The 22500-nt window shown below is 55.4% G+C and carries 16 protein-coding genes and 1 pseudogene; 14 read left to right on the forward strand and 3 right to left on the reverse strand.

Annotated elements, in window-relative coordinates:
- The first annotated feature begins 62 nt into the window (after window positions 1–62).
- From syd to AC007G_RS07130, 8 genes and pseudogenes are all read left to right on the forward strand, one after another.
- Window positions 63–608: a SecY-interacting protein gene (gene syd, locus AC007G_RS07095; RefSeq protein WP_032696751.1), complete on the forward strand. Its 546-nt coding sequence runs from the start codon at window positions 63–65 to the stop codon at window positions 606–608.
- Between the two features lie 804 nt (window positions 609–1412).
- Window positions 1413–1742: a YqcC family protein gene (locus AC007G_RS07100; RefSeq protein WP_032690942.1), complete on the forward strand. Its 330-nt coding sequence runs from the start codon at window positions 1413–1415 to the stop codon at window positions 1740–1742.
- The gene (truC, locus tag AC007G_RS07105) at window positions 1742–2536 is read left to right on the forward strand and encodes a tRNA pseudouridine(65) synthase TruC (protein WP_032690943.1); all 795 of its coding nucleotides are present in this window, start codon (window positions 1742–1744) and stop codon (window positions 2534–2536) included. The genes AC007G_RS07100 and truC overlap by 1 nt, the downstream gene beginning before the upstream one ends.
- 2 nt (window positions 2537–2538) lie before the next feature.
- Window positions 2539–2982, forward strand: coding sequence for a flavodoxin (locus AC007G_RS07110; RefSeq protein WP_032690944.1), 444 nt, complete (start codon window positions 2539–2541; stop codon window positions 2980–2982).
- A 490-nt stretch (window positions 2983–3472) separates the two neighbouring features.
- The gene (gene gudP / locus AC007G_RS07115; RefSeq protein ID WP_032690945.1) at window positions 3473–4825 is read left to right on the forward strand and encodes a galactarate/glucarate/glycerate transporter GudP; all 1353 of its coding nucleotides are present in this window, start codon (window positions 3473–3475) and stop codon (window positions 4823–4825) included.
- Window positions 4826–4827: 2 nt separating this feature from the next.
- A pseudogene (locus AC007G_RS07120) lies at window positions 4828–6184 on the forward strand (enolase C-terminal domain-like protein).
- Between the two features lie 15 nt (window positions 6185–6199).
- Window positions 6200–7540, forward strand: coding sequence for a glucarate dehydratase (gene gudD, locus AC007G_RS07125; RefSeq protein WP_032696753.1), 1341 nt, complete (start codon window positions 6200–6202; stop codon window positions 7538–7540).
- Between the two features lie 70 nt (window positions 7541–7610).
- Entirely contained in the window at window positions 7611–8750 is a 1140-nt protein-coding gene (locus AC007G_RS07130; protein ID WP_032690947.1) for a glycerate kinase, read from the forward strand.
- A gap of 89 nt (window positions 8751–8839) precedes the next feature.
- On the opposite strand, the gene barA is transcribed toward AC007G_RS07130, so the two are convergent.
- Window positions 8840–11593 carry a two-component sensor histidine kinase BarA gene (gene barA, locus AC007G_RS07135; protein ID WP_032690948.1) on the reverse strand — a complete coding sequence of 918 codons (2754 nt, stop codon included), beginning with the start codon at window positions 11591–11593 and terminating at the stop codon, window positions 8840–8842.
- A gap of 167 nt (window positions 11594–11760) precedes the next feature.
- Between barA and rlmD the strand changes: the two genes are divergently transcribed.
- The 5 genes from rlmD to eno all read left to right on the forward strand — a co-directional run bounded on the left by rlmD (window position 11761) and on the right by eno (window position 19580).
- Complete coding sequence (gene rlmD, locus AC007G_RS07140) at window positions 11761–13065, forward strand: 23S rRNA (uracil(1939)-C(5))-methyltransferase RlmD (protein ID WP_032690949.1); 1305 nt, start codon at window positions 11761–11763, stop codon at window positions 13063–13065.
- A gap of 109 nt (window positions 13066–13174) precedes the next feature.
- Complete coding sequence (gene relA / locus AC007G_RS07145; RefSeq protein ID WP_032690950.1) at window positions 13175–15412, forward strand: GTP diphosphokinase; 2238 nt, start codon at window positions 13175–13177, stop codon at window positions 15410–15412.
- Window positions 15413–15548: 136 nt separating this feature from the next.
- Complete coding sequence (gene mazG / locus AC007G_RS07150) at window positions 15549–16340, forward strand: nucleoside triphosphate pyrophosphohydrolase (RefSeq protein WP_142629825.1); 792 nt, start codon at window positions 15549–15551, stop codon at window positions 16338–16340.
- A gap of 223 nt (window positions 16341–16563) precedes the next feature.
- Window positions 16564–18201, forward strand: a complete 1638-nt coding sequence (pyrG, locus tag AC007G_RS07155) for a glutamine hydrolyzing CTP synthase (protein WP_032690952.1) — start codon at window positions 16564–16566, stop codon at window positions 18199–18201.
- Window positions 18202–18281: 80 nt separating this feature from the next.
- Window positions 18282–19580 (forward strand): phosphopyruvate hydratase, encoded by a 1299-nt coding sequence (gene eno / locus AC007G_RS07160; RefSeq protein WP_004124327.1) that lies wholly within the window; start codon window positions 18282–18284, stop codon window positions 19578–19580.
- Between the two features lie 80 nt (window positions 19581–19660).
- Here the strand turns inward: eno and AC007G_RS07165 are convergent, their stop codons facing one another.
- Window positions 19661–20770, reverse strand: coding sequence for an SDR family oxidoreductase (locus tag AC007G_RS07165; protein ID WP_032696756.1), 1110 nt, complete (start codon window positions 20768–20770; stop codon window positions 19661–19663).
- 512 nt (window positions 20771–21282) lie between these two features.
- Here AC007G_RS07165 and queE point away from each other — a divergent pair.
- Window positions 21283–21954 (forward strand): 7-carboxy-7-deazaguanine synthase QueE, encoded by a 672-nt coding sequence (gene queE, locus AC007G_RS07170; RefSeq protein WP_032690954.1) that lies wholly within the window; start codon window positions 21283–21285, stop codon window positions 21952–21954.
- A 77-nt stretch (window positions 21955–22031) separates the two neighbouring features.
- Here the strand turns inward: queE and queD are convergent, their stop codons facing one another.
- The gene (gene queD, locus AC007G_RS07175; protein WP_004866969.1) at window positions 22032–22394 is read right to left on the reverse strand and encodes a 6-carboxytetrahydropterin synthase QueD; all 363 of its coding nucleotides are present in this window, start codon (window positions 22392–22394) and stop codon (window positions 22032–22034) included.
- Between the last annotated feature and the right edge of the window lie 106 nt (window positions 22395–22500).

Raw genomic sequence — 22500 nt, forward strand, 5'->3', positions numbered from 1 at the left:
CCATAGTAAAGCGGGTACACTATACGCCAAGTGTATCCTGTCTGACGTGAAGAGAGAAACCGGTGGACTATCAAACCGCAGAAGCGCTGCAAGCCTTCACCCAACGTTATTGCGCTGCCTGGCAGCAGCAGCGCGGCAGCCTGCCGCGTAGCGAAGAGCTTTATGGCGTGCCGTCACCCTGTATCAGCGCGACGGACGACGACGCCGTTTTCTGGCAGCCGCAGCCCTTTAGCGCAGAACAAAATATCAGCGCGGTTGAACGGGCACTGGATATTGTGATACAACAGCCGATTCATAGTTATTATACCACTCAGTTCGCCGGCGATATGGCCGCGCGCTTTGCTGGTGAGACGATGCTGCTGCTGCAAACCTGGAGTCCGGATGACTTCCGGCGCGTGCAGGAGAATTTAATCGGTCACCTGGTGGTGCAAAAACGGCTGAAGCTGTCGCCAACACTTTTTATCGCCACGCTTGAGAGCGAGCTGGAGGTCATTTCGGTGTGCAACCTGAGCGGCGAAGTGCTCAAAGAGACGCTCGGCACGCGTAAACGGACAATCCTTTCGCCTTCTCTGGCAAGCTTCCTTGAGCAGCTTGATCCGGTGCTGTAATCCATTTTTCCCACCCGTTTGTGAGAGATCTCTTACAAGACCTGTAAGAGATCGTCATCATTTAAGCCAATTTTTCGCGGCTTTATTTCTTGTAAGTCAATATAATTCAGTGAGTTATTCTTCTTTTTGCCTGTTTGACCAGGGATTAACCTTAAGAGATTCTCTTAAGAAGGCTTGTAAGACGAAGCGGAATCAGTGATCCTATGTGTGTCGACAGGGAGTCGCGAAATGAAGTGAACATCAGGATGATGACTCTTCATGCAGGACCCGCCGGGAAGGCGTTGCAAGGACAGGCTTCAGGATGAAGCGCAGGATAACGCAGGAACGCGTAAAGGACACCTCCAGGATGGAGAACGTGAGCCGCTCATGATGAACGGTGGATCAGGAAGATCGGGACAGACTTAAGGATAAGTGATTTCACATCGGGGTGGTGTGGAAGCAGGATGCACAGGTTTACGGATGAACATGGTCAGGAGACCTCAGGAAAAGTTTTCATGGACGAGCAGGGAGCACCAATGTAGCTGGATTGCTGCGAAACGAACCGGGAGCACTGTTTATACAGTGCTCCCTTTTTTTATGCCTCTTTTTATCGCATTACCTTTGGCTGGGGCATTTGAACGAAGGCCAAATCGCCTGGGTCGTGCTTCAGGTCAGGCTGGGGCAATGTGTCTGGCCCATACCACTCTGGCGCATGGCTGCACACCCATGGTCATGACTGGAGGGGAGACGGCGCTATGATTTTGAGTAGTTTTCGCTGCTGTATTTGCTATCCTGCGTCCGGTTTACAACTCATCGAGGTTTCCCATGACTCTTCACCATAGCGTGCGCGAGCGTTTGCACGCCCTTGAAGCGCTGCTGCGCGAAACGGACCACTGGCAAGACAATGCGCCGGAAAGTCGCGCGTTTGCCAGCCAACAGCCTTTCTGTATGGACACGCTTGAACCGCTGGAGTGGCTGCAGTGGGTCCTGATTCCTCGTATGCATCACTTACTCGATAGCGAGCAGCCCTTGCCGCAGAATTTCGCCGTCGCGCCCTATTATGAAATGGCTCTCGATGCCGCACATCCGCTGCGCGAGCGGGTGCTGGCGGAGCTGCTGCTGCTGGATACGCTGTTTGCCGGTGATGACGCCTGATGCTGGAGATTATCTATCAGGATGAATGGCTGGTGGCGGTGAACAAACCCTCCGGCTGGCTGGTTCATCGCAGCTGGCTGGACCGCGATGAAAAAGTGGTGGTGATGCAAACCGTACGCGACCAGATTGGTCAGCACGTGTTTACCGCCCATCGCCTTGACCGCCCGACATCGGGTGTCCTGCTGATGGGGCTGTCGAGCGAAGCGGGAAGGCGCCTGTCTCAGCAGTTTGAACAGCATCAGATGCAAAAGCGCTACCACGCGGTGGTGCGCGGTTGGCTGACCGACGAAGCGGTACTGGATTATCCGCTGGTCGAAGAGCTGGATAAGATCGCTGATAAATTTGCCCGCGACGATAAAGAGCCTCAGCCGGCGGTCACGCACTATCGCGGAATGGCGACAGTCGAAATGCCGGTGGCGACCGGACGTTATCCGACAACGCGCTACAGCCTGGTTGAGCTGGAGCCCAAAACCGGACGTAAACACCAGCTGCGCCGCCATCTTTCGCATTTACGTCACCCGATTATCGGCGACAGTAAACATGGCGATCTGCGACAAAACCGTAGCGCCGCAGAGCATTTTTCCGTTGACCGCTTGATGCTTCACGCCAGCCAGCTATCGTTAACGCATCCCTTTACCGGCGAGCCGTTGGCTATCCGTGCGGGCCTGGACGACGTCTGGATGCGGGCGCTGTCGCAGTTTGGCTGGCGCGGTCTTCTGCCGCTAAATGAAAGGGTTGAGTTTGCTGACGACAGCGGTCAGGATGAAGAGATTGAGGTCAATTCAGGGAGATAATCATGGCAGATATCGGTATTTTTGTAGGCACGATGTATGGAAACGCGCTGCTGGTAGCCGAAGAGGCTGAAGCCATTCTGAGTGGTCTGGGGCATAAAGCAAAGGTGTTCGAAGACCCGGAGATTCAGGACTGGGAGCCGTATAGCGGCAAATATGTGCTGGTAGTCACCTCCACCACCGGTCAGGGCGATCTGCCGGACAGCATCGTCCCGCTGTATGAAGGGATGAAAGACATGTATCAGCCGCACCTGCGCTACGGGATTATCGCTCTTGGCGATAGCACCTACGCGAATTTTTGCGGCGGCGGTAAGACGTTCGATGCCTTGCTGCAGGAGCAGGGCGCCAGACGTATCGGCGACATGCTTATGATCGATGCCAGCGAAGACCCTGAACCCGAGAGCGTGTCGAACCCATGGGTTGAACAGTGGGCGACTCTGCTCGAATAAACAAATACATTAGCTAAAAGTTGCGCCCTCTCCCTACGTAGAGGGCGTTCCTTATCGATACCAGTGCCAGATAAACGATCGAAGAGAGTTTATCAACTCTGCCTGGCCCAGGCTTCAGGCATTTGCCCTACAACCCTTCATCTTACACGGTTTTTTCCGGTGCTTTCCACCGGGTCAAGAGAGACGTTTCACACTCCTGCTGTTTGTCCCGCCATTTCCGCTGTTCCTCGCGCCAGCTTTTCATTTCCGTGAACTACCCCCCATCCAGTCAGGCATAAGCCATAAATCTATTTCTAAATCTCCGCTAAAGCTGTGTGTATGCACGGTGAGCCGGTCAGGTCCTCTTTTTATACTTTCCCTGCCAGTTAAAAAGGCAGCACGCCAGATATAACGAAAACAATGAAAAACTCAAACGCGTCATTCTGACTACCCTACAGGTTGTGCCATTCAGAATGAACGTAGCTAACGGCTATGATTCAGGAGTGCAACAATGAGTACATTAAGTCAGGCGGCGAGCGGCGCGGAAAAACGCACCAATGCCCGCTACTGGATTGTGGTGATGCTGTTTATCGTCACATCTTTCAACTACGGTGACCGCGCAACGCTATCGATAGCCGGTTCGGAAATGGCCAAAGATATTGGCCTGGACGCGGTGGGCATGGGCTACGTTTTTTCCGCGTTCTCATGGGCCTACGTTATTGGTCAGATCCCCGGCGGATGGTTGCTTGACCGTTTCGGTTCAAAACGGGTCTATTTTTGGTCTATCTTCATCTGGTCGATGTTTACCCTGTTACAGGGCTTCGTCGATATCTTTAGCGGCTTCGGTATTATTATCGCGCTGTTTACCCTGCGATTTCTGGTCGGGCTGGCGGAAGCGCCTTCGTTTCCTGGCAACAGTCGCATCGTAGCGGCCTGGTTCCCGGCGCAGGAAAGGGGAACCGCGGTGGCGATATTCAACTCCGCGCAATACTTTGCCACCGTTATCTTCGCGCCCATCATGGGCTGGTTAACCCATGAAGTGGGCTGGTCGCACGTCTTCTTCTTTATGGGTGGGCTGGGGATTATCATCAGTTTTGTATGGCTTAAAGTCATCCATGAACCGAATCAGCATCCCGGCGTGAACAAGAAAGAGCTGGAGTACATTGCCGAAGGCGGTGCGCTGATCAACATGGATCAGAAGAAAAGCGTGCAGAAGGTGCCGTTCAGTGAAAAATGGGGCCAGATTAAACAGCTGATCGGTTCGCGCATGATGGTCGGGATCTACATTGGTCAGTACTGCATCAACGCCTTGACCTACTTCTTTATCACCTGGTTCCCGGTCTATCTGGTGCAGGCGCGCGGCATGTCGATTCTGAAAGCCGGGTTTGTCGCCTCGGTGCCGGCAATCTGCGGTTTTGCCGGCGGAGTACTGGGTGGGATTATCTCCGACTGGCTAATGCGCCGTACTGGCTCGCTCAATATTGCCCGTAAAACCCCGATTGTGGCAGGCATGCTGATGTCGATGGTTATGGTGTTCTGTAACTACGTTAACGTTGAGTGGATGATTATCGGCTTCATGGCGCTGGCCTTCTTCGGCAAAGGGATTGGCGCGCTGGGCTGGGCGGTGATGGCCGATACCGCGCCGAAAGAGATCAGCGGCCTGTCGGGCGGCCTGTTCAATATGTTCGGCAATATCTCCGGCATCGTCACGCCGATTGCGATTGGTTACATCGTCGGGACCACGGGGTCATTCAACGGCGCGCTGATTTACGTCGGGGTGCATGCGCTGGTAGCGGTACTGAGCTATCTGGTGCTGGTGGGCGATATCAAACGCATTGAACTGAAACCTGTTACGGAGCGTTAATGATGAGTACTCAATCCACACCCGTTATCACCGATATGAAAGTTATCCCGGTGGCCGGCCACGACAGCATGCTGTTGAACATCGGCGGGGCGCATAGTGCCTGGTTTACCCGCAATATCGTGGTTCTGACCGACAGTGCGGGCAATACCGGCATCGGCGAGGCGCCCGGCGGAGAGGTGATTTATCAGACGCTGGTCGATGCCATTCCGCAGGTGCTGGGGCAGGAGATTGCGCGCCTGAATAAGGTGGTTCAACAGGTTCACAAAGGTAATCAGGCGGCGGATTTCGACACCTTTGGTAAAGGCGCCTGGACCTTTGAGCTGCGGGTCAACGCGGTGGCGGCGCTGGAGGCCGCGCTGCTGGATCTGCTAGGCAAAGCGCTCAATGTCCCGGTTTGCGAACTGCTGGGGGCCGGGTAAACAGCGTGATGCGGTTACCGTGCTGGGCTATCTCTTCTATATCGGCGATCGCAATAAAACGGACCTGCCTTATCTGGACAGTACCCCAGGGCATCATGAGTGGTATCGCCTGCGCCATCAGGAAGCGCTGAACAGTGACGCCGTGGTGCGTCTTGCCGAGGCCGCGCAGGATCGCTACGGCTTTAAAGACTTCAAACTTAAGGGCGGCGTATTGCCGGGCGAGCAGGAAATTGACACCGCTCGCGCGCTGAAGAAACGTTTCCCGGACGCGCGAATTACCGTCGATCCGAACGGCGCCTGGCTGCTGGATGAGGCGATTGAACTGTGCAAGGGCCTGCAGGATGTGTTGACCTATGCGGAAGATCCGTGCGGCGCCGAGCAGGGCTTCTCCGGGCGGGAGGTGATGGCGGAATTTCGTCGCGCCACCGGGCTACCGGTCGCCACCAATATGATTGCCACCAACTGGCGGGAAATGGGGCACGCGGTGATGCTCAACGCGGTAGACATTCCATTAGCCGATCCGCACTTCTGGACGCTCTCCGGCGCGGTGCGAGTCGCCCAGCTGTGTGATGACTGGGGGCTGACATGGGGCTGCCACTCGAACAATCACTTCGATATTTCACTGGCGATGTTTACTCACGTCGGCGCCGCCGCGCCGGGCAATCCGACGGCTATCGATACCCACTGGATTTGGCAGGAAGGCGACTGTCGTCTGACCAAAAATCCGCTGCAAATTGAGAACGGCAAGATTGCCGTACCGGATGCGCCTGGCCTGGGTATCGAGCTGGACTGGGAGCAGGTGCAAAAAGCCCATCAAGCCTATAAGGCGCTGCCGGGGGGGGCGCGTAATGACGCGGCGCCGATGCAGTATCTGATCCCCGGCTGGAAATTTGACCGCAAGCGTCCCGTGTTCGGCCGCACCGCTGTCGCCAATCAATAACAAAAGGATTTCATCATGACCACGCAGTTTTCTACCCCCGTCGTCACCGCTATGCAGGTTATTCCGGTTGCCGGCCACGACAGTATGCTGATGAATCTTAGCGGAGCTCATGCCCCGTATTTCACCCGCAATATTGTGATTATCAAAGATAACTCAGGCCATACCGGCGTAGGGGAAATCCCCGGCGGAGAGAAAATCCGCCAGACGCTGGAAGAGGCCGCTGAACTGGTTGTCGGGAAAACGCTCGGCGAATATAAAAACGTCCTTGGGGCAGTACGCAGCCGCTTTGCCGACCGTGACGCCGGCGGCCGCGGTTTGCAAACTTTTGATCTGCGTACCACCATTCACGTTGTCACCGGGATTGAAGCCGCGCTGCTGGATCTGTTGGGACAGCATCTGGGCGTCAACGTCGCCTCTCTGCTGGGCGAGGGCCAACAGCGTAGCGAAGTTGAAATGCTGGGCTACCTGTTCTTCGTGGGTAACCGTCACGCCACGCCGCTGGCCTATCAAAGTCAGGGCGATGAGAAGTGCGACTGGTACCGGCTTCGTCATGAAGAGGCCATGACCCCGGACGCCGTCGTGCGTCTGGCAGAAGCCGCTTACGAAAAATATGGTTTCAACGATTTTAAACTCAAAGGCGGCGTGCTGGCGGGTGAGGAAGAGGCGGAATCCATCGTGGCGCTGGCTAAACGTTTCCCGCAGGCGCGCGTGACGCTTGACCCGAACGGCGCCTGGCGCCTGGATGAAGCCATCAAAATTGGCAAACAGCTGAAAGGCGTGCTGGCCTATGCGGAAGACCCCTGCGGCGCTGAACAGGGCTTCTCGGGCCGGGAAGTGATGGCGGAGTTCCGCCGTGCCACCGGCCTGCCGACGGCGACCAATATGATTGCCACCGACTGGCGTCAGATGGGACATACTTTGTCTCTGCAATCGGTGGACATTCCGCTGGCGGATCCGCACTTCTGGACCATGCAGGGATCGGTTCGCGTGGCGCAGATGTGCCATGAGTTTGGTTTGACCTGGGGCTCGCACTCCAACAACCATTTCGATATCTCGCTGGCGATGTTCACCCACGTTGCGGCGGCGGCGCCGGGCAACATTACCGCCATCGATACCCACTGGATCTGGCAGGAAGGTAATCAGCGATTGACCCGACAACCTTTTGAGATCAAAGGTGGTATGGTGCAGGTGCCCACCACACCGGGCCTCGGCGTTGAGCTGGATATGGACCGCGTGATGCAGGCAAATGAGCTATACAAAAAGCACGGGCTGGGCGCGCGTGACGATGCGATGGCCATGCAGTATCTGATCCCGAACTGGACGTTTGATAACAAGCGTCCGTGTATGGTGCGCTAAGGAAAATCCGGTTCCTGCGGGAACCGGAATGGTTTTGCTACCGGGTGTTTGTTCATATTAAGGACAGCGGATGAAAATAGTGATTGCACCGGATTCATACAAGGAGAGCCTGAGTGCCCTGGATGTTGCGACGGCGATAGAAGCGGGGTTTCAGGAGATTTATCCTGATGCGGAGTATGTCAAGTTGCCCGTTGCCGATGGCGGCGAAGGGACCGTCGAAGCGATGGTTGCCGCCACTCAGGGGCGTCTGGTGCAGGTTACGGTTACCGGTCCGTTGAACCAACCGGTAGACGCTTTTTACGGCCTTTCCGGCGATGAACGCTGCGCTTTTATTGAAATGGCGGCGGCCAGCGGACTGGAAAGCGTCCCGCCGGCGTGCCGTAACCCATTGTTAACGACCACCTGGGGCACCGGGGAACTGATTCGCCACGCGCTGGATGCCGGCGTACAGCAGATTATTATCGGTATCGGCGGTAGCGCGACGAATGACGGCGGCGCCGGCATGGTACAGGCGCTGGGCGGAAAGTTACTGACGGCGGATAATCAACAGATTGCCTCCGGCGGCGGCGCGCTGGAACAGCTGGCGCGAATCGATTTGAGCGAACTGGATAGCCGGCTGGCCGATTGCCGCATCGATGTGGCCTGCGACGTGACCAATCCGCTAACGGGTCCGGAAGGCGCTACGGCGGTATTTGGGCCGCAAAAAGGGGCGACGGCAGAGATGATTGTCCGTCTCGACCGCGCGCTGGCGCACTATGCACGCATCATTCAACGCGATTTAGCCGTCGACGTACTTCATCTTGAGGGCGGTGGTGCGGCAGGCGGTATGGGCGCCGCCCTGTATGCTTTCTGTGGCGCGCGACTGCGTCCAGGGATCGAGATTGTGACCGATGCGCTGCATCTGGCGGAGCTGGTGGCGGACGCAGATCTGGTGATTACTGGTGAAGGGCGTATTGACAGTCAGACGATCCATGGCAAGGTGCCGGTGGGGGTGGCAAAGGTTGCGCAGCGCTATAACGTACCGGTTATTGCTATTGCCGGCAGCCTGACCGCTGATGTGGGGATTGTTCACCAGCACGGGCTGGATGCGGTATTCAGCGTGATCTATTCGGTCTGTACTCTGGAGGAGGCGCTGGAGAACGCGGCAGAAAACGTGCGCATGACGGCGAGGAATGTTGCCGCGGTGCTGAACATGGGACGCAAGCTGTAAGACGGTTTCCCCGGTCGCGTGATGCCTGCCGGGGCGATACCCTTTACATGGACGCCCGGACAGGCGCCGGGCTATCCGGGGAAGAGGATTTATATGCCCAGCATTTTGCACGCTTCCCGCGTGACATTATCCATTTCATCCAGCAGTTCCAGCAGCTCCGGCTCCAGCTCTTCGGCGGCGGTTCCGCCGCGCAGCTGGCTTTCGAGGGTCTGGCACAGCTTTTTCAGCCGCGGCACTCCGCTATAGCTGCAGCTGCCGTGGAGCTTATGAATCAAATCCAGCAGCCCCTCAGGCTCTTCGCCAACCAGCTGTTCTTCCACTTTATTACGCACTTCTGGCATAAAGGCGATCAGCATTTGCAGCATCTCCCGCGCCAGATCCGGTTTCATGGCGGCCTGGCGTAGCGCCAGCTGCCAGTTGAGGGTCACGTTGTAGTCGATGGGCGGTTCGACAGGTTCCGCTGCCCGCAGCGGCGCGCTATGCTTTCCCGGCTGATAGCGCAGTAGCAGGCTGTGCAGCTTATCCTCTTCGATGGGCTTCGCCAGGTAGTCGTTCATCCCGGCCTTCATCAGCTTCTCTTTTTGCCCGTCAAACGCGTGGGCGGTGACGGCGATCACCGGCGTTTGTTGCTGATGAGGAAGGTGGCGAATCAGCTCGCAGGCGCGAATGCCGTCCATATCCGGCATCTGAATATCCATCAGAATCAGATCCAACTGCATCTCCTTAGCCTGCTCTACGGCGCGCTGGCCGCTATCACACAGCGTGACGTGCTGGACCAGATCTTCCAGCAGCACGCCGATAAGCTTCAGGTTCGCCGGATTATCATCTACCGCCATCACCGTCATCGGTAGCTTACTGCTGTCAGAATGGGGCAGGACGATCGGTGTCCTGGCGCGGCAGGAGGCGGTGAGCGCCGGGATTAACCGTGTGGCGGTCAGCGGTTTGAGCAGGCAGGCGGCAACGCCGTCTTGCTTCAGGGTTTCGGCATTGATCTGCGCATGGCAGGGGAGCGCCAGCAGTAAGTAGTCGGCCATGGCGCAGGCTTTCGCCAGGTTATCCTTTTGCTGACTCAGGTCACGCATCGATACCGGAAGACCGGCCAGCAGGATGTCGTAGTGGGCTTCCGGCAGCGCGGAAAACGTCGGGCTGTAGACCACCTCCAGCGGCAGGGTCGTCAGCAGCTCCATGGCACACTGCGCCGCCGCCGCATTGGCCTCGATGTAGGCCAGCGTTTTGCCCGCCAGACCATGGGTTAACGGGCTCTCCTGAACCGCGTTGGGATTGAGGTCGAGGTTGATATGGAACCAGAACGTGGAGCCGCGATTCGGCTGGCTGTGGAATGAGATATCGCCGCCCATCTCTCTTACCAGCCGCTGGGTTATCACCAGCCCGAGCCCGGTGCCGCCGTGGCGGCGGGAAATGCTGGCATCGGCCTGGCGGAATGCCTGGAACAGGCGGGACTGATCGCGCTCGGGGATGCCGATCCCGGTATCGTGGATTTGAATTTCGATTTGTACGCTGGTGTTGCTCAACGCGCGCTGTTCGACCAGAACATCAATATTGCCATGTTCGGTAAACTTGATGGCATTGCCCACCAGGTTGGTGATGATCTGCTGCAGGCGCAGAGGGTCGCCGATAATATTGTCCGGAACATCATTTTTGATGTTCAGCGTCAGCTCCAGCCCCTTATCGTGAGCGGAGTGCGCCAGCAGAGTCATGACCTCATCCAGCGCATTACGCAGCAGGAACGGGATGCTCTCAAGTATCAGTTTACCCGCTTCCAGCTTCGAGAAGTCCAGCACGTCGTTAATGATAGCGAGCAGGTTGTTCGCCGAGCGCTCGATCGTGGTGAGGTGGTCGCGCTGAGTGGTATTTAAATCGGTCTTCAGGGTCAGGCGGGTAAAGCCAATGACGCCATTGAGCGGCGTTCGTAGCTCATGAGACATATTGGCGAGGAATTCTGATTTGATGCGGGCCGCTTCCTGGGCGCGCTTCTTCGCCAGATCCAGCTCAACGTTCTGAATCTCCATCTGCTCAAGGGTTTCGCGCAGATCGGAGGTTGCCTGGTCGATATTGTGCTGCATCTCTTCGTGGTAGGCCGCCAGCGACATGGCCATGGAGTTGATGCCGTTTTTCAGCATATCCAGTTCGCCGAGCATAAACCCTTCGACGCGGCTGTCGAGCTGGCCGCGACGAATGCGGTCGACGGTATTCACCATATTGCGGATCGGCCCGGTGACGTCGCGCATCAGGCGCCAGCCGAAGATCAGCGCGATGCCGATACAGAACAGCATCATGACGCTGGAGATGAAAATCTCTTTGTACTGCTGCAGCCGCACCGATTTGAGATCCAGTTCGAGGGCGACATAGCCCAGCATGTTGCCGGGCATTTTGGCATCGGTCATCGGTGATTCATCGGGTGAATAACTTTCCGAGACGATAGGCGTACGCAAAATCATAACGTCGCCCTTGCGCACCGCGCTCAGCTGGCGAGGAAATTTTTCCCCATTTTCCAGACGCAGCTCGCTGGGATTGAGTTGAAAATTGGAGGTGACGAACAGCCTGTTTTGCGAATCGTAAATGGAAATAGCGCGTACGATATCGGAATGACGGCGATGCAGCACGCTAATCAGCTGGCCGATAGACTCGCGGTTTTGCAGATTCATGCCATATTCACTGGAGACCGCCAGGGGTTCAATAATACTGGCTCCGGCGTCTTCCAGCTGACGCTGCAGGTCGTGATAGCGATGCGCGACGAAGAAAATGCTGAGCAACAAACCGATGAGTACGGTTGGCGCCAGGATAAGAATCATCATGCGGGCACGTAGGCTGTAGTTGGTCATGCGGTTCCGTTATGGGAGAATATACTCTTCATCCATCAAGTGCCTCTGCGTTGGCGGTTTCGGCGACGGGCCGATCTTCGCCGCCGGAACGCTTACTGGCTGCCCAGATGCACCTTGAATGGACTCGTGTATAGAGTCAGTTTATTTGATTGAGACAAATCTCTACGATGGCGCAATTCTACTCTGCAAAACGGCGTGTGACGACGCGCCAGATCATAACCGTTACAGTCAATGACCTCGATCCCTTTGGTCAGGGCGTTGCTCGTCACCATGGTAAAGCGCTATTTGTTAATGGCTTATTGCCCCAGGAACAGGCTGAAGTTGTCGTCGTTGAAGACAAAAAACAGTACTCCCGGGCGCAGGTTAAACGCCGTCTTAATGACAGCCCACAGCGCCAGGCGCCGCGCTGCCCGCATTTCGGTACCTGCGGCGGCTGCCAGCAGCAGCATGCCAGCGTTGAGCTCCAGCAGCAAAGTAAACGCGCCGCGCTTGCCCGGCTGATGAAACGGGATGTCGATGACATTATAGCCGCTTCGCCGTGGGGATATCGTCGGCGCGCACGTCTGAGCTTGAATTATCAGCCAAAGACCCAACAATTACAGATGGGCTTTCGTCAGGCGGGCTCCAGCGACATTATCAACGTGGTGCAGTGCCCCATTTTGGCGCCCGATCTTGAGGCGTTGCTGCCGGCGGTGCGCGAGTGTTTGTCCGGTCTGAAATCGCCGCGTCAGCTCGGGCATGTTGAGCTGGTGCTGGCGGACAATGGCCCGTTGATGGTCCTGCGCCACACGGCAGCGTTACCGGCGGGCGATAGAGAAAAACTGGAACGATTTTCGCAATCTCACGGTCTCGCGCTGTACCTGGCGCCGCAAAGCGAGATACTGGAACATATTAGTGGGGAAGCCCCATGGTATACCTCAGACGGGCTACGCTTAATGTTTAGCCCGCGCGACTTTATCCAGGTGAACGATGGCGTCAATCAGCTGATGGTGCAAACGGCGCTGGCGTGGCTGGATATTCAGCCTCAGGATCGGGTCCTCGATCTGTTCTGCGGCATGGGGAATTTTACTCTGCCGCTGGCTACGCGCGCGGCCAATGTCGTGGGCGTTGAAGGCGTCCCGGCGCTGGTCGAGAAAGGGCGGGAAAATGCCGCGCTCAATCAGTTGCACAACGTGACATTCTTTCATGAAAATCTGGAAGAAGATGTGACCCGCCAGGCCTGGGCGCAGCATGGTTTTGATAAAATATTACTCGACCCGGCGCGAGCCGGAGCGCCGGGCGTTATGTCACACATTATAAAACTTGCCCCGCGTCGCGTCGTCTATGTCTCCTGTAATCCGGCGACCCTGGCGCGCGATAGCGACCTGCTGCTGCAGGCGGGGTATCAGATTCAACGCCTGGCGATGCTGGACATGTTCCCGCATACCGGACATCTGGAATCAATGGTGTTGTTTGAGCACAGAGATACATAGAATCGTTCGGATCAGGCCGAGGCAGCCAACCCCCCGGCGTACTGAAGGATGAAGTGTCAACGTTGAGGCTTGCCGACTTCGGCAGGCCAGGTCCCTTAAGGAGAGGACAATGGTTGCGGTAAGAAGTGCACATTTAAATAAAGCTGGTGAATTTGACCCGAAGAAATGGATCGCGAGTCTGGGAATTTCCAGCCAGCAGTCGTGTGAACGCTTAGCCGAAACCTGGGACTATTGTCGCGAGAAAACGCAGGGACATCCTCGAGCGGATCTGCTCTTATGGCGCGGCGTCGAGATGGTGGAAATCCTTTCTACGCTGAGCATGGATATCGATACGCTGCGGGCCGCGATGCTGTTCCCGCTGGCGGATGGCAATGTCGTCACCGAAGAGGTGATGCAGGAGAGCGTCGGTAAGTCCGTCGTGACATTGATTCACGGCGTGCGCGATATGGCGGCGATTCGCCAGCTTAAAGCCACCCATACCGACTCGGTCTCATCCGAGCAGGTCGATAATATTCGCCGCATGCTGCTTGCGATGGTCGACGACTTCCGCTGCGTGGTCATCAAGCTGGCTGAACGTATCGCCCACCTGCGGGAAGTCAAAGATGAGCCCGAAGACGAACGCGTGCTGGCGGCTAAAGAGTGCACCAATATCTACGCCCCGCTGGCCAACCGTTTAGGCATTGGCCAACTGAAATGGGAGCTGGAAGATTATTGCTTCCGTTACCTGCATCCCGACGAATATAAGCGTATTGCCAAACTGCTGCACGAGCGTCGCATCGATCGTGAACACTACATTGATGAGTTCGTCGGTCATCTGCGTTCAGAAATGAAAACCGAAGGCGTGAAGGCTGAAGTCTACGGCCGACCGAAGCACATCTACAGTATCTGGCGGAAAATGCAGAAAAAACACCTCACCTTTGATGAGCTGTTTGATGTGCGCGCGGTACGTATTGTCGCGGAGCGCCTGCAGGACTGCTATGCCGCACTGGGGATAGTACACACTCACTATCGCCATCTGCCGGATGAGTTCGATGATTACGTTGCCAACCCAAAACCAAATGGCTATCAGTCGATTCATACCGTGGTGCTGGGGCCGGGCGGTAAAACGGTGGAGATCCAGATTCGTACCCGGCAGATGCATGAAGATGCGGAGCTGGGCGTCGCCGCGCACTGGAAGTACAAAGAAGGCGCCGGAGCGGCGGCAGGCGGCGGACGTGGCTATGAAGATCGTATCGCCTGGCTGCGTAAGCTGATCGCCTGGCAGGAAGAGATGGCCGACTCCGGCGAAATGCTCGATGAGGTGCGCAGCCAGGTCTTTGACGATCGGGTGTACGTCTTTACGCCAAAAGGCGATGTGGTCGATTTACCTGCCGGCTCCACGCCGCTCGACTTTGCCTACCATATCCATAGCGATGTCGGCCACCGCTGCATCGGCGCCAAAATCAGCGGGCGCATTGTCCCCTTTACCTATCAGCTGCAAATGGGCGATCAGATTGAAATCATTACCCAGAAACAGCCAAACCCTAGCCGCGACTGGCTGAACCCCAACCTCGGCTATGTCACGACCAGCCGCGGACGTTCCAAAATCCACGCCTGGTTCCGTAAGCAGGATCGCGACAAGAATATTCTCGCCGGGCGGCAGATTCTCGATGATGAGCTTGAGCATCTGGGGATTAGCCTCAAGGAGGCAGAGAAGCATCTGCTGCCGCGCTACAACTTCAATGAGCTGGATGAGCTGCTGGCGGCCATTGGCGGCGGAGATATCCGCCTTAACCAGATGGTCAACTTCCTGCAGTCGCAGTTCAATAAGCCGAGCGCCGAAGAGCAGGATGCGGCGGCGCTGAAACAACTGCAGCAGAAAACCTGGGCGCCGCAGAATCGCAGCAAAGATAACGGTCGCGTTGTGGTGGAGGGCGTGGGCAACCTGATGCACCACATCGCCCGCTGCTGTCAGCCGATTCCAGGCGACGAGATCGTCGGTTTCATCACCCAGGGGCGCGGAATTTCCGTTCACCGGGCGGACTGCGATCAGCTGGCTGAGCTGCAATCGCACGCCCCGGAGCGTATCGTTGACGCGGTCTGGGGAGAAAGCTACTCCGCGGGCTACTCGCTGGTCGTCCGCGTGGTGGCAAACGATCGTAGCGGCCTGCTGCGCGATATCACCACCATTCTGGCTAACGAAAAAGTAAACGTGCTTGGCGTAGCCAGCCGCAGTGACACCAAACAGCAGCTGGCTACCATCGATATGAACATTGAAATCTACAACCTGCAGGTTCTCGGCCGCGTGCTCGGGAAACTGAATCAGGTTCCGGATGTGATTGATGCCCGCCGCCTGCACGGCGGCTAACCGCTTTTCCTCCCATGCTGACCCTCTCTCCGACGGAGAGAGGGTTTTGCGCGTCGTTTCTCCGCGAACCTCGCTGATTTTTCCCGTGTTTTATCCGGGGAAGATAAATAAAACCAATATGTTGCAAGGAATCACTATGACCCAAATCGATCGCCTGCTTGCCATTATGAAACGCCTGCGTGATCCGGAAAACGGCTGTCCGTGGGACAAAGAGCAGACCTTCGCCACCATCGCCCCGTATACCCTTGAAGAGACGTACGAAGTGCTGGATGCCATCGCCCGTGAAGATTTTGACGATCTGCGCGGAGAGCTGGGTGACCTGCTGTTTCAGGTGGTGTTCTACGCCCAGATGGCACAGGAAGAGGGCCGCTTCGCATTTGACGACATCTGTGCCGCCATCAGCGACAAGCTCGAGCGCCGTCATCCGCATATCTTCGGCGATGCTACTGCCGGCAATAGCGCCGAAGTGCTGGCGCGCTGGGAGCAAATAAAAAGCGCTGAGCGTGCGGAAAAGGCGCAGCATTCCGCGCTGGACGATATTCCGCACAGCCTGCCGGCGCTGATGCGCGCGCATAAAATTCAGCGTCGCTGCTCGGCAGTCGGCTTTGACTGGACCTCGCTCGGCCCGGTGCTGGATAAAGTGCATGAAGAGATCGATGAGGTCATGCACGAGGCGCAGCAGGCGGTCGTAGATGAAGCTAAACTGGAGGAGGAAATGGGCGATCTGCTGTTCGCAACGGTCAATTTATCCCGCCATTTAGGGGTAAAAGCTGAAGTCGCCTTGCAGAAAGCGAACCTCAAATTCGAACGTCGTTTCCGGGAAGTTGAACGAATTGTCGCCGCCCGCGGACTGGAGATGACCGGCGTAGACCTCGATATCATGGAAGACGTGTGGCAAGAGGTAAAACGCCAGGAAACTGATCTCTAACGAAATTTTGCGATCAAGCGCTATTTGTGTGATTTTTTAAATGACAAGCGCTTGATTTGCGTCAAAAACATTTACCCAAAAGGGGCTATTTTCTCACTCCTTATGTTTGTCATGACCTGGAAAGGAGACGGAGAATGAAAGTTTGTGGCGCTCGTCGTGTTCGGGTATACTACTTTCCCGTCCTGGTTATTCCATCGTTTCACCCTAACTTCTCAGGTTCAGCATGACAACGAACTATATTTTTGTGACCGGCGGGGTCGTATCCTCTCTGGGTAAAGGCATTGCCGCAGCCTCCCTGGCCGCTATTCTCGAAGCCCGTGGGCTTAACGTAACCATGATGAAACTGGATCCGTACATCAACGTCGATCCGGGCACCATGAGCCCAATCCAACACGGGGAAGTGTTCGTTACTGAAGACGGCGCTGAAACCGATCTGGACCTGGGTCACTACGAGCGCTTCATTCGTACCAAAATGAGCCGCCGCAACAACTTCACCACCGGGCGTATTTACTCCGACGTTCTGCGTAAAGAGCGCCGCGGTGACTATCTGGGCGCAACCGTACAGGTTATTCCGCATATCACTAACGCGATCAAAGAACGCGTTCTGGCGGGTGGCGAAGGTCACGACGTGGTGCTGGTTGAAATCGGTGGTACCGTCGGTGATATCGAATCCCTGCCGTTCCTGGAAGCGATTCGCCAGCTGGCAGTGGATATCGGTCGTGAACACGCGCTGTTCATGCACCTGACCCTGGTGCCTTATCTGGCCGCTGCTGGTGAAGTCAAAACCAAACCGACTCAGCACTCGGTAAAAGAGCTGCTGTCTATCGGTATTCAGCCTGACATTCTGGTTTGCCGTTCCGATCGTGCGATCCCGGCTAACGAACGTGCAAAAATTGCATTGTTCTGTAACGTGCCAGAAAAAGCCGTTATTTCAATGAAAGATGTCGATTCCATTTATAAAATTCCAGGCCTGTTGAAATCTCAGGGGCTGGACGATTATATTTGTAAACGATTCAGCTTAAACTGTCCGGAAGCGAACCTGGCCGAATGGGAGCAGGTGATTTACGAAGAAGCTAACCCGGCAGGTGAAGTCACGATCGGTATGGTCGGCAAGTACATTGAACTGCCGGACGCGTACAAGTCCGTGATTGAAGCGCTGAAACATGGTGGTCTGAAAAACCGCGTGACCGTTAACATCAAGCTGATCGATTCGCAGGATGTGGAAACGCGCGGCGTCGAAATTCTGAAGAATCTGGACGCTATCCTGATCCCTGGCGGCTTCGGCTACCGCGGTGTTGAAGGCAAGATCGCCACTGCGCGCTACGCGCGTGAAAATAATATTCCGTATCTGGGTATTTGCCTGGGTATGCAGGTTGCGCTGATTGAGTTCGCGCGCAACGTAGCGGGGATGGAAAACGCCAACTCCACAGAATTTGTGCCAGACTGTAAGTACCCGGTAGTGGCACTCATTACTGAATGGCGTGATGAAGAAGGCAACGTTGAAGTGCGCTCTGAGAAGAGCGACCTCGGCGGCACCATGCGCCTGGGCGCGCAGCAGTGCCAGCTGGACGACGCGAGCCTGGTTCGCCAGCTGTACGGCGAGCCGACCATCACTGAACGACATCGTCACCGCTATGAAGTCAACAACATGTTGTTGAAACCGATTGAAAATGCGGGCCTGCGTGTTGCGGGCCGTTCCGGGGATGATCAGTTGGTCGAGATCATCGAAGTACCGAATCATCCGTGGTTCGTTGCTTGTCAGTTCCATCCGGAGTTTACTTCGACGCCGCGTGATGGCCATCCGCTGTTTGCAGGTTTTGTGAAAGCGGCAAGCGAGTATCAAAAGCGTCAGGCGAAGTAAAAGAGTTAGAACGGCAATGCACCCATTCGGGTGCATTGTTTGTCTGGAGTTTTAGTTTAACTTGTACTGAGGAAAACCTAATGTCCAAAATCGTTAAAGTCATCGGTCGTGAAATCATCGACTCCCGTGGTAACCCGACTGTTGAAGCCGAAGTACACCTGGAAGGTGGTTTCGTTGGTATGGCAGCAGCTCCGTCAGGTGCTTCTACTGGTTCCCGCGAAGCGCTGGAACTGCGCGATGGCGACAAATCCCGTTTCATGGGTAAAGGCGTACTGAAAGCTGTTGGCGCTGTCAACGGCCCGATCGCTCAGGCTATCCTTGGCAAAGACGCCAAAGATCAGGCTGGCATCGATAAAATCATGATCGACCTGGACGGTACTGAAAACAAATCTAACTTCGGTGCGAACGCAATTCTGGCTGTGTCCCTGGCTAACGCCAAAGCAGCCGCTGCCTCTAAAGGCCAGCCGCTGTACGAACACATCGCTGAGCTGAACGGCACTCCGGGCAAATACTCCATGCCGGTTCCGATGATGAACATCATCAACGGTGGTGAGCACGCTGACAACAACGTCGACATCCAGGAATTTATGATTCAGCCGGTTGGCGCTAAATCCCTGAAAGAAGCCGTACGTATGGGTTCTGAAGTGTTCCACAACCTGGCTAAAGTTCTGAAAGCGAAAGGTATGAACACTGCAGTTGGTGACGAAGGCGGCTACGCGCCGAACCTGGGTTCCAACGCAGAAGCTCTGGCTGTTATCGCTGAAGCGGTTAAAGCAGCAGGTTACGAGCTGGGCAAAGACATCACTCTGGCGATGGACTGCGCAGCGTCTGAATTCTACAAAGACGGTAAATACGTTCTGGCTGGCGAAGGCAACAAAGCGTTCACCTCTGAAGAGTTCACTCACTTCTTGGAAGAGCTGACCAAACAGTACCCGATCGTCTCTATCGAAGACGGTCTGGACGAATCTGACTGGGATGGCTTCGCATACCAGACTAAAGTCCTGGGCGACAAAATCCAGCTGGTTGGTGACGATCTGTTCGTAACCAACACCAAGATCCTGAAAGAAGGTATTGAGAAAGGCATCGTTAACTCCATCCTGATCAAATTCAACCAGATCGGTTCTCTGACCGAAACTCTGGCTGCGATCAAAATGGCGAAAGACGCTGGCTACACTGCCGTTATCTCTCACCGTTCTGGCGAAACTGAAGACGCGACCATTGCTGACCTGGCTGTTGGTACTGCTGCAGGCCAGATCAAAACCGGTTCTATGAGCCGTTCTGACCGCGTTGCTAAATACAACCAGCTGATTCGTATCGAAGAAGCGCTGGGCGAAAAAGCACCGTACAACGGTCGTAAAGAGATCAAAGGTCAGGCATAAGCCCGTCTTTCTCTGATATGAAAATGCCAGTCTTCGGACTGGCATTTTTTTTACCTTCGCTTTTACCTTCGCGCCGATAATTACTTAAAGTCGACCGCCATCTGCTGCGGAATCGAAAGCCCGCGGGTGGTCTGCACGCAGCGATCGATATAATCGGTAAAGCGCGGCGGCTTCGGCATGCCCATGCTGAGCAGCTTATCGTTGCTGAAGCGTACGTTAAGGGTAGCGAAGGCGCCATAGAGGCGCATGGCTTTGAGCATCAGACGTTCATTGCAGGGGCCGAAGATATCCTTCAGTTCGCGACGCATCTTGACCAGCGTCTCATAGCTGACCTGCGCATACCTGTCGCCGACGGGCACCTGCTCCAGCGCAGAGGCCATGGCGCGATCGATCTCCGCGAATTTCACGCTATTTTCTTCACCTGCCGAAATATGCACGACTTCCCCCTGCGCAAGCTGGTTATCAAGCAGCATCATCAGCGCATCGGCGCAATAGTCGACCGGAATCACATCGATCCGGTCTTCCATTGAGCAGAGGAATTTTTGCAGCATTAAGCCCATGCTGAATACCCAGAAGATACTGCTGGAGGGCTGACAGCCGTGATGAGTATGGCCCACCACAATCGAGGGACGGGCAATCGTCAACGGAAGCGTCGGGCAGGTCTGCTGCATCAGCTGCTCGATTGTTGATTTAGAGTGGGTGTATTCGACAAGGTGTTCGGCACGCTCGCGAAACTCGGCGCTTTCCGCGACCAGAGAATCGGGCTCAGGGGAACATGACATGGCCGTACCCACATGCAGGAAGCGCTGTAGTCCGGCAACCCGGGACATACGCTGGGCAAACTGCAGGGTGCCTTCCACGTTCACCTTCCAGATGAGCGGGTTATTGCCAAAGGAGGCGACAGCCGCGCAGTTGAGCACGTGAGTCACCTGCTCCAGACGTGGGTCGCAGAGGAATTCTGCGGGGTTAGCCAAATCGCCCGCGAGAATATGTTGCGTGCCCAGCGCCGCCAGTTTCTCCTCAGAGACATTGAACTTGCGCATGTTTTCTTTGACCCGGGCAAGCGCCGCGTCATCATTATCGGCTCGAACTAAAAGCAGCAGATTCATCCCGTTATTTTGGTTCAGGATATTCTCTAAAACCGCTCCCCCCAGAAAACCGGTAACGCCTGTAATTAATAATGTATTCATGAACGCCGTCTCATCATGGTTGGTCGGCTGGATTCTAGGCGGCTGAAACTAAACGGTGAGTCAATGGAAAATGGCGAGCCGGAAGGCTTTCTTAAGCCAGAATTAAGGTTACGAACGGGCGTGAATAGTATTGGACATCTGCGGAGTGAAGAAGATTCTGTTTTTCATGTTTCCATTTGTACATATATGATTTTTATAGTTATTGTTATATTCTGAATGGTGTTGTCATCGTTGTTTAAAGGTAATTTTAAACATATTTAGTTACATCAAAAGTCGCCGTATAAAAAACGTAATACATGCAGAAATAAGTCGAGGCGATTTATTTCTCCCGTCGCTGAAGGTCTTTAAAGCCAGCGGGAAATAAAGCGGAAGAGATCGTTTGGTATTGCTCAACAGGCTATAATCTTAGTCTGATTTCAGCAACAACAGCGCGTTGATAATCGCCGCTGAGGACAAGACCTCGGCCGCTAAATCTGCGATAATGCGCGTTTCGAACCTAAACAGAGATGATTATGCAGTACCCGATTAACGAGATGTTCCAGACCTTGCAAGGCGAGGGTTACTTCACCGGCGTGCCTGCCATTTTTATTCGTCTGCAGGGATGCCCGGTTGGTTGCGCCTGGTGCGATACCAAACATACCTGGGATAAGCTTGCGGATCGGGAAGTGTCGCTGTTTAGTATTCTGGCGAAAACCAAAGAGAGTGATAAATGGGGCCCGGCAAGCGGCGAAGACCTGCTGGCGATTATCGGGCGTCAGGACTGGACCGCACGTCACGTGGTCATCACCGGCGGCGAACCCTGCATCCACGATTTAACCCCGCTGACCACGCTGCTGGAGCAGAACGGATTCAGCTGCCAGATTGAAACCAGCGGTACCCATGAAGTGCGCTGCAGCCCCAATACCTGGGTGACGGTATCGCCAAAGGTCAATATGCGCGGTGGCTATGATGTGCTGTCGCAAGCCCTGCTGCGTGCGGATGAAATTAAGCATCCGGTAGGGCGCGTGCGGGATATCGAAGCGCTGGATGAACTGCTGGAAACGCTGAGCGATGAAAAACCGCGCATCATCGCCCTGCAGCCCATCAGTCAGAAAGACGACGCCACGCGTCTGTGTATCGAGACCTGTATTGCCCGTAACTGGCGGTTATCGATGCAGACGCATAAATATCTGAACATTGCCTGATAAAAAGGCCCGGTCGCAGGCTGCGCACCGGGCCTTTCTGTTCTGCGGCCAGGAAACGTCCGCTCCCGGCCAGCGCATCATTCGCCGCGATAGATACAGCCTGCGGTACAGGTCTCTTTGATCATTACGGCGCTCAGCAGCGGCACCAGCGGTTTCATCTGCTGCCAAATCCACTTCGCCAGCACTTCGCTGGTTGGGTTTTCCAGACCAGGAATATCGTTCAGATAGTAGTGATCCAGGCGATCGTAGGTCGGTTTAAACGCGGCCTTGAGCTCGGCAAAATCCATGATCCAGCCCGTGTGGGGATCGACTTCACCGGTAATCTCCAGGCGCACCATAAAAGAGTGGCCGTGCAGGCGACCGCACTTATGACCTTCCGGTACGTGAGGCAGGTGATGGGCGGCTTCGAAGGTGAAATCTTTAAACAGGGTGGTGGACATCTTTTACTCTCAATAAGACAAAAAAACCGCCGTAGGGTACCGGAAAGCGGTTTTTTTATCATTAACTAAAACGGCCCTGAGCGAAATATCGACGTATTTGCCCACG

This window comes from Klebsiella sp. CSG-1, from assembly GCF_056521145.1.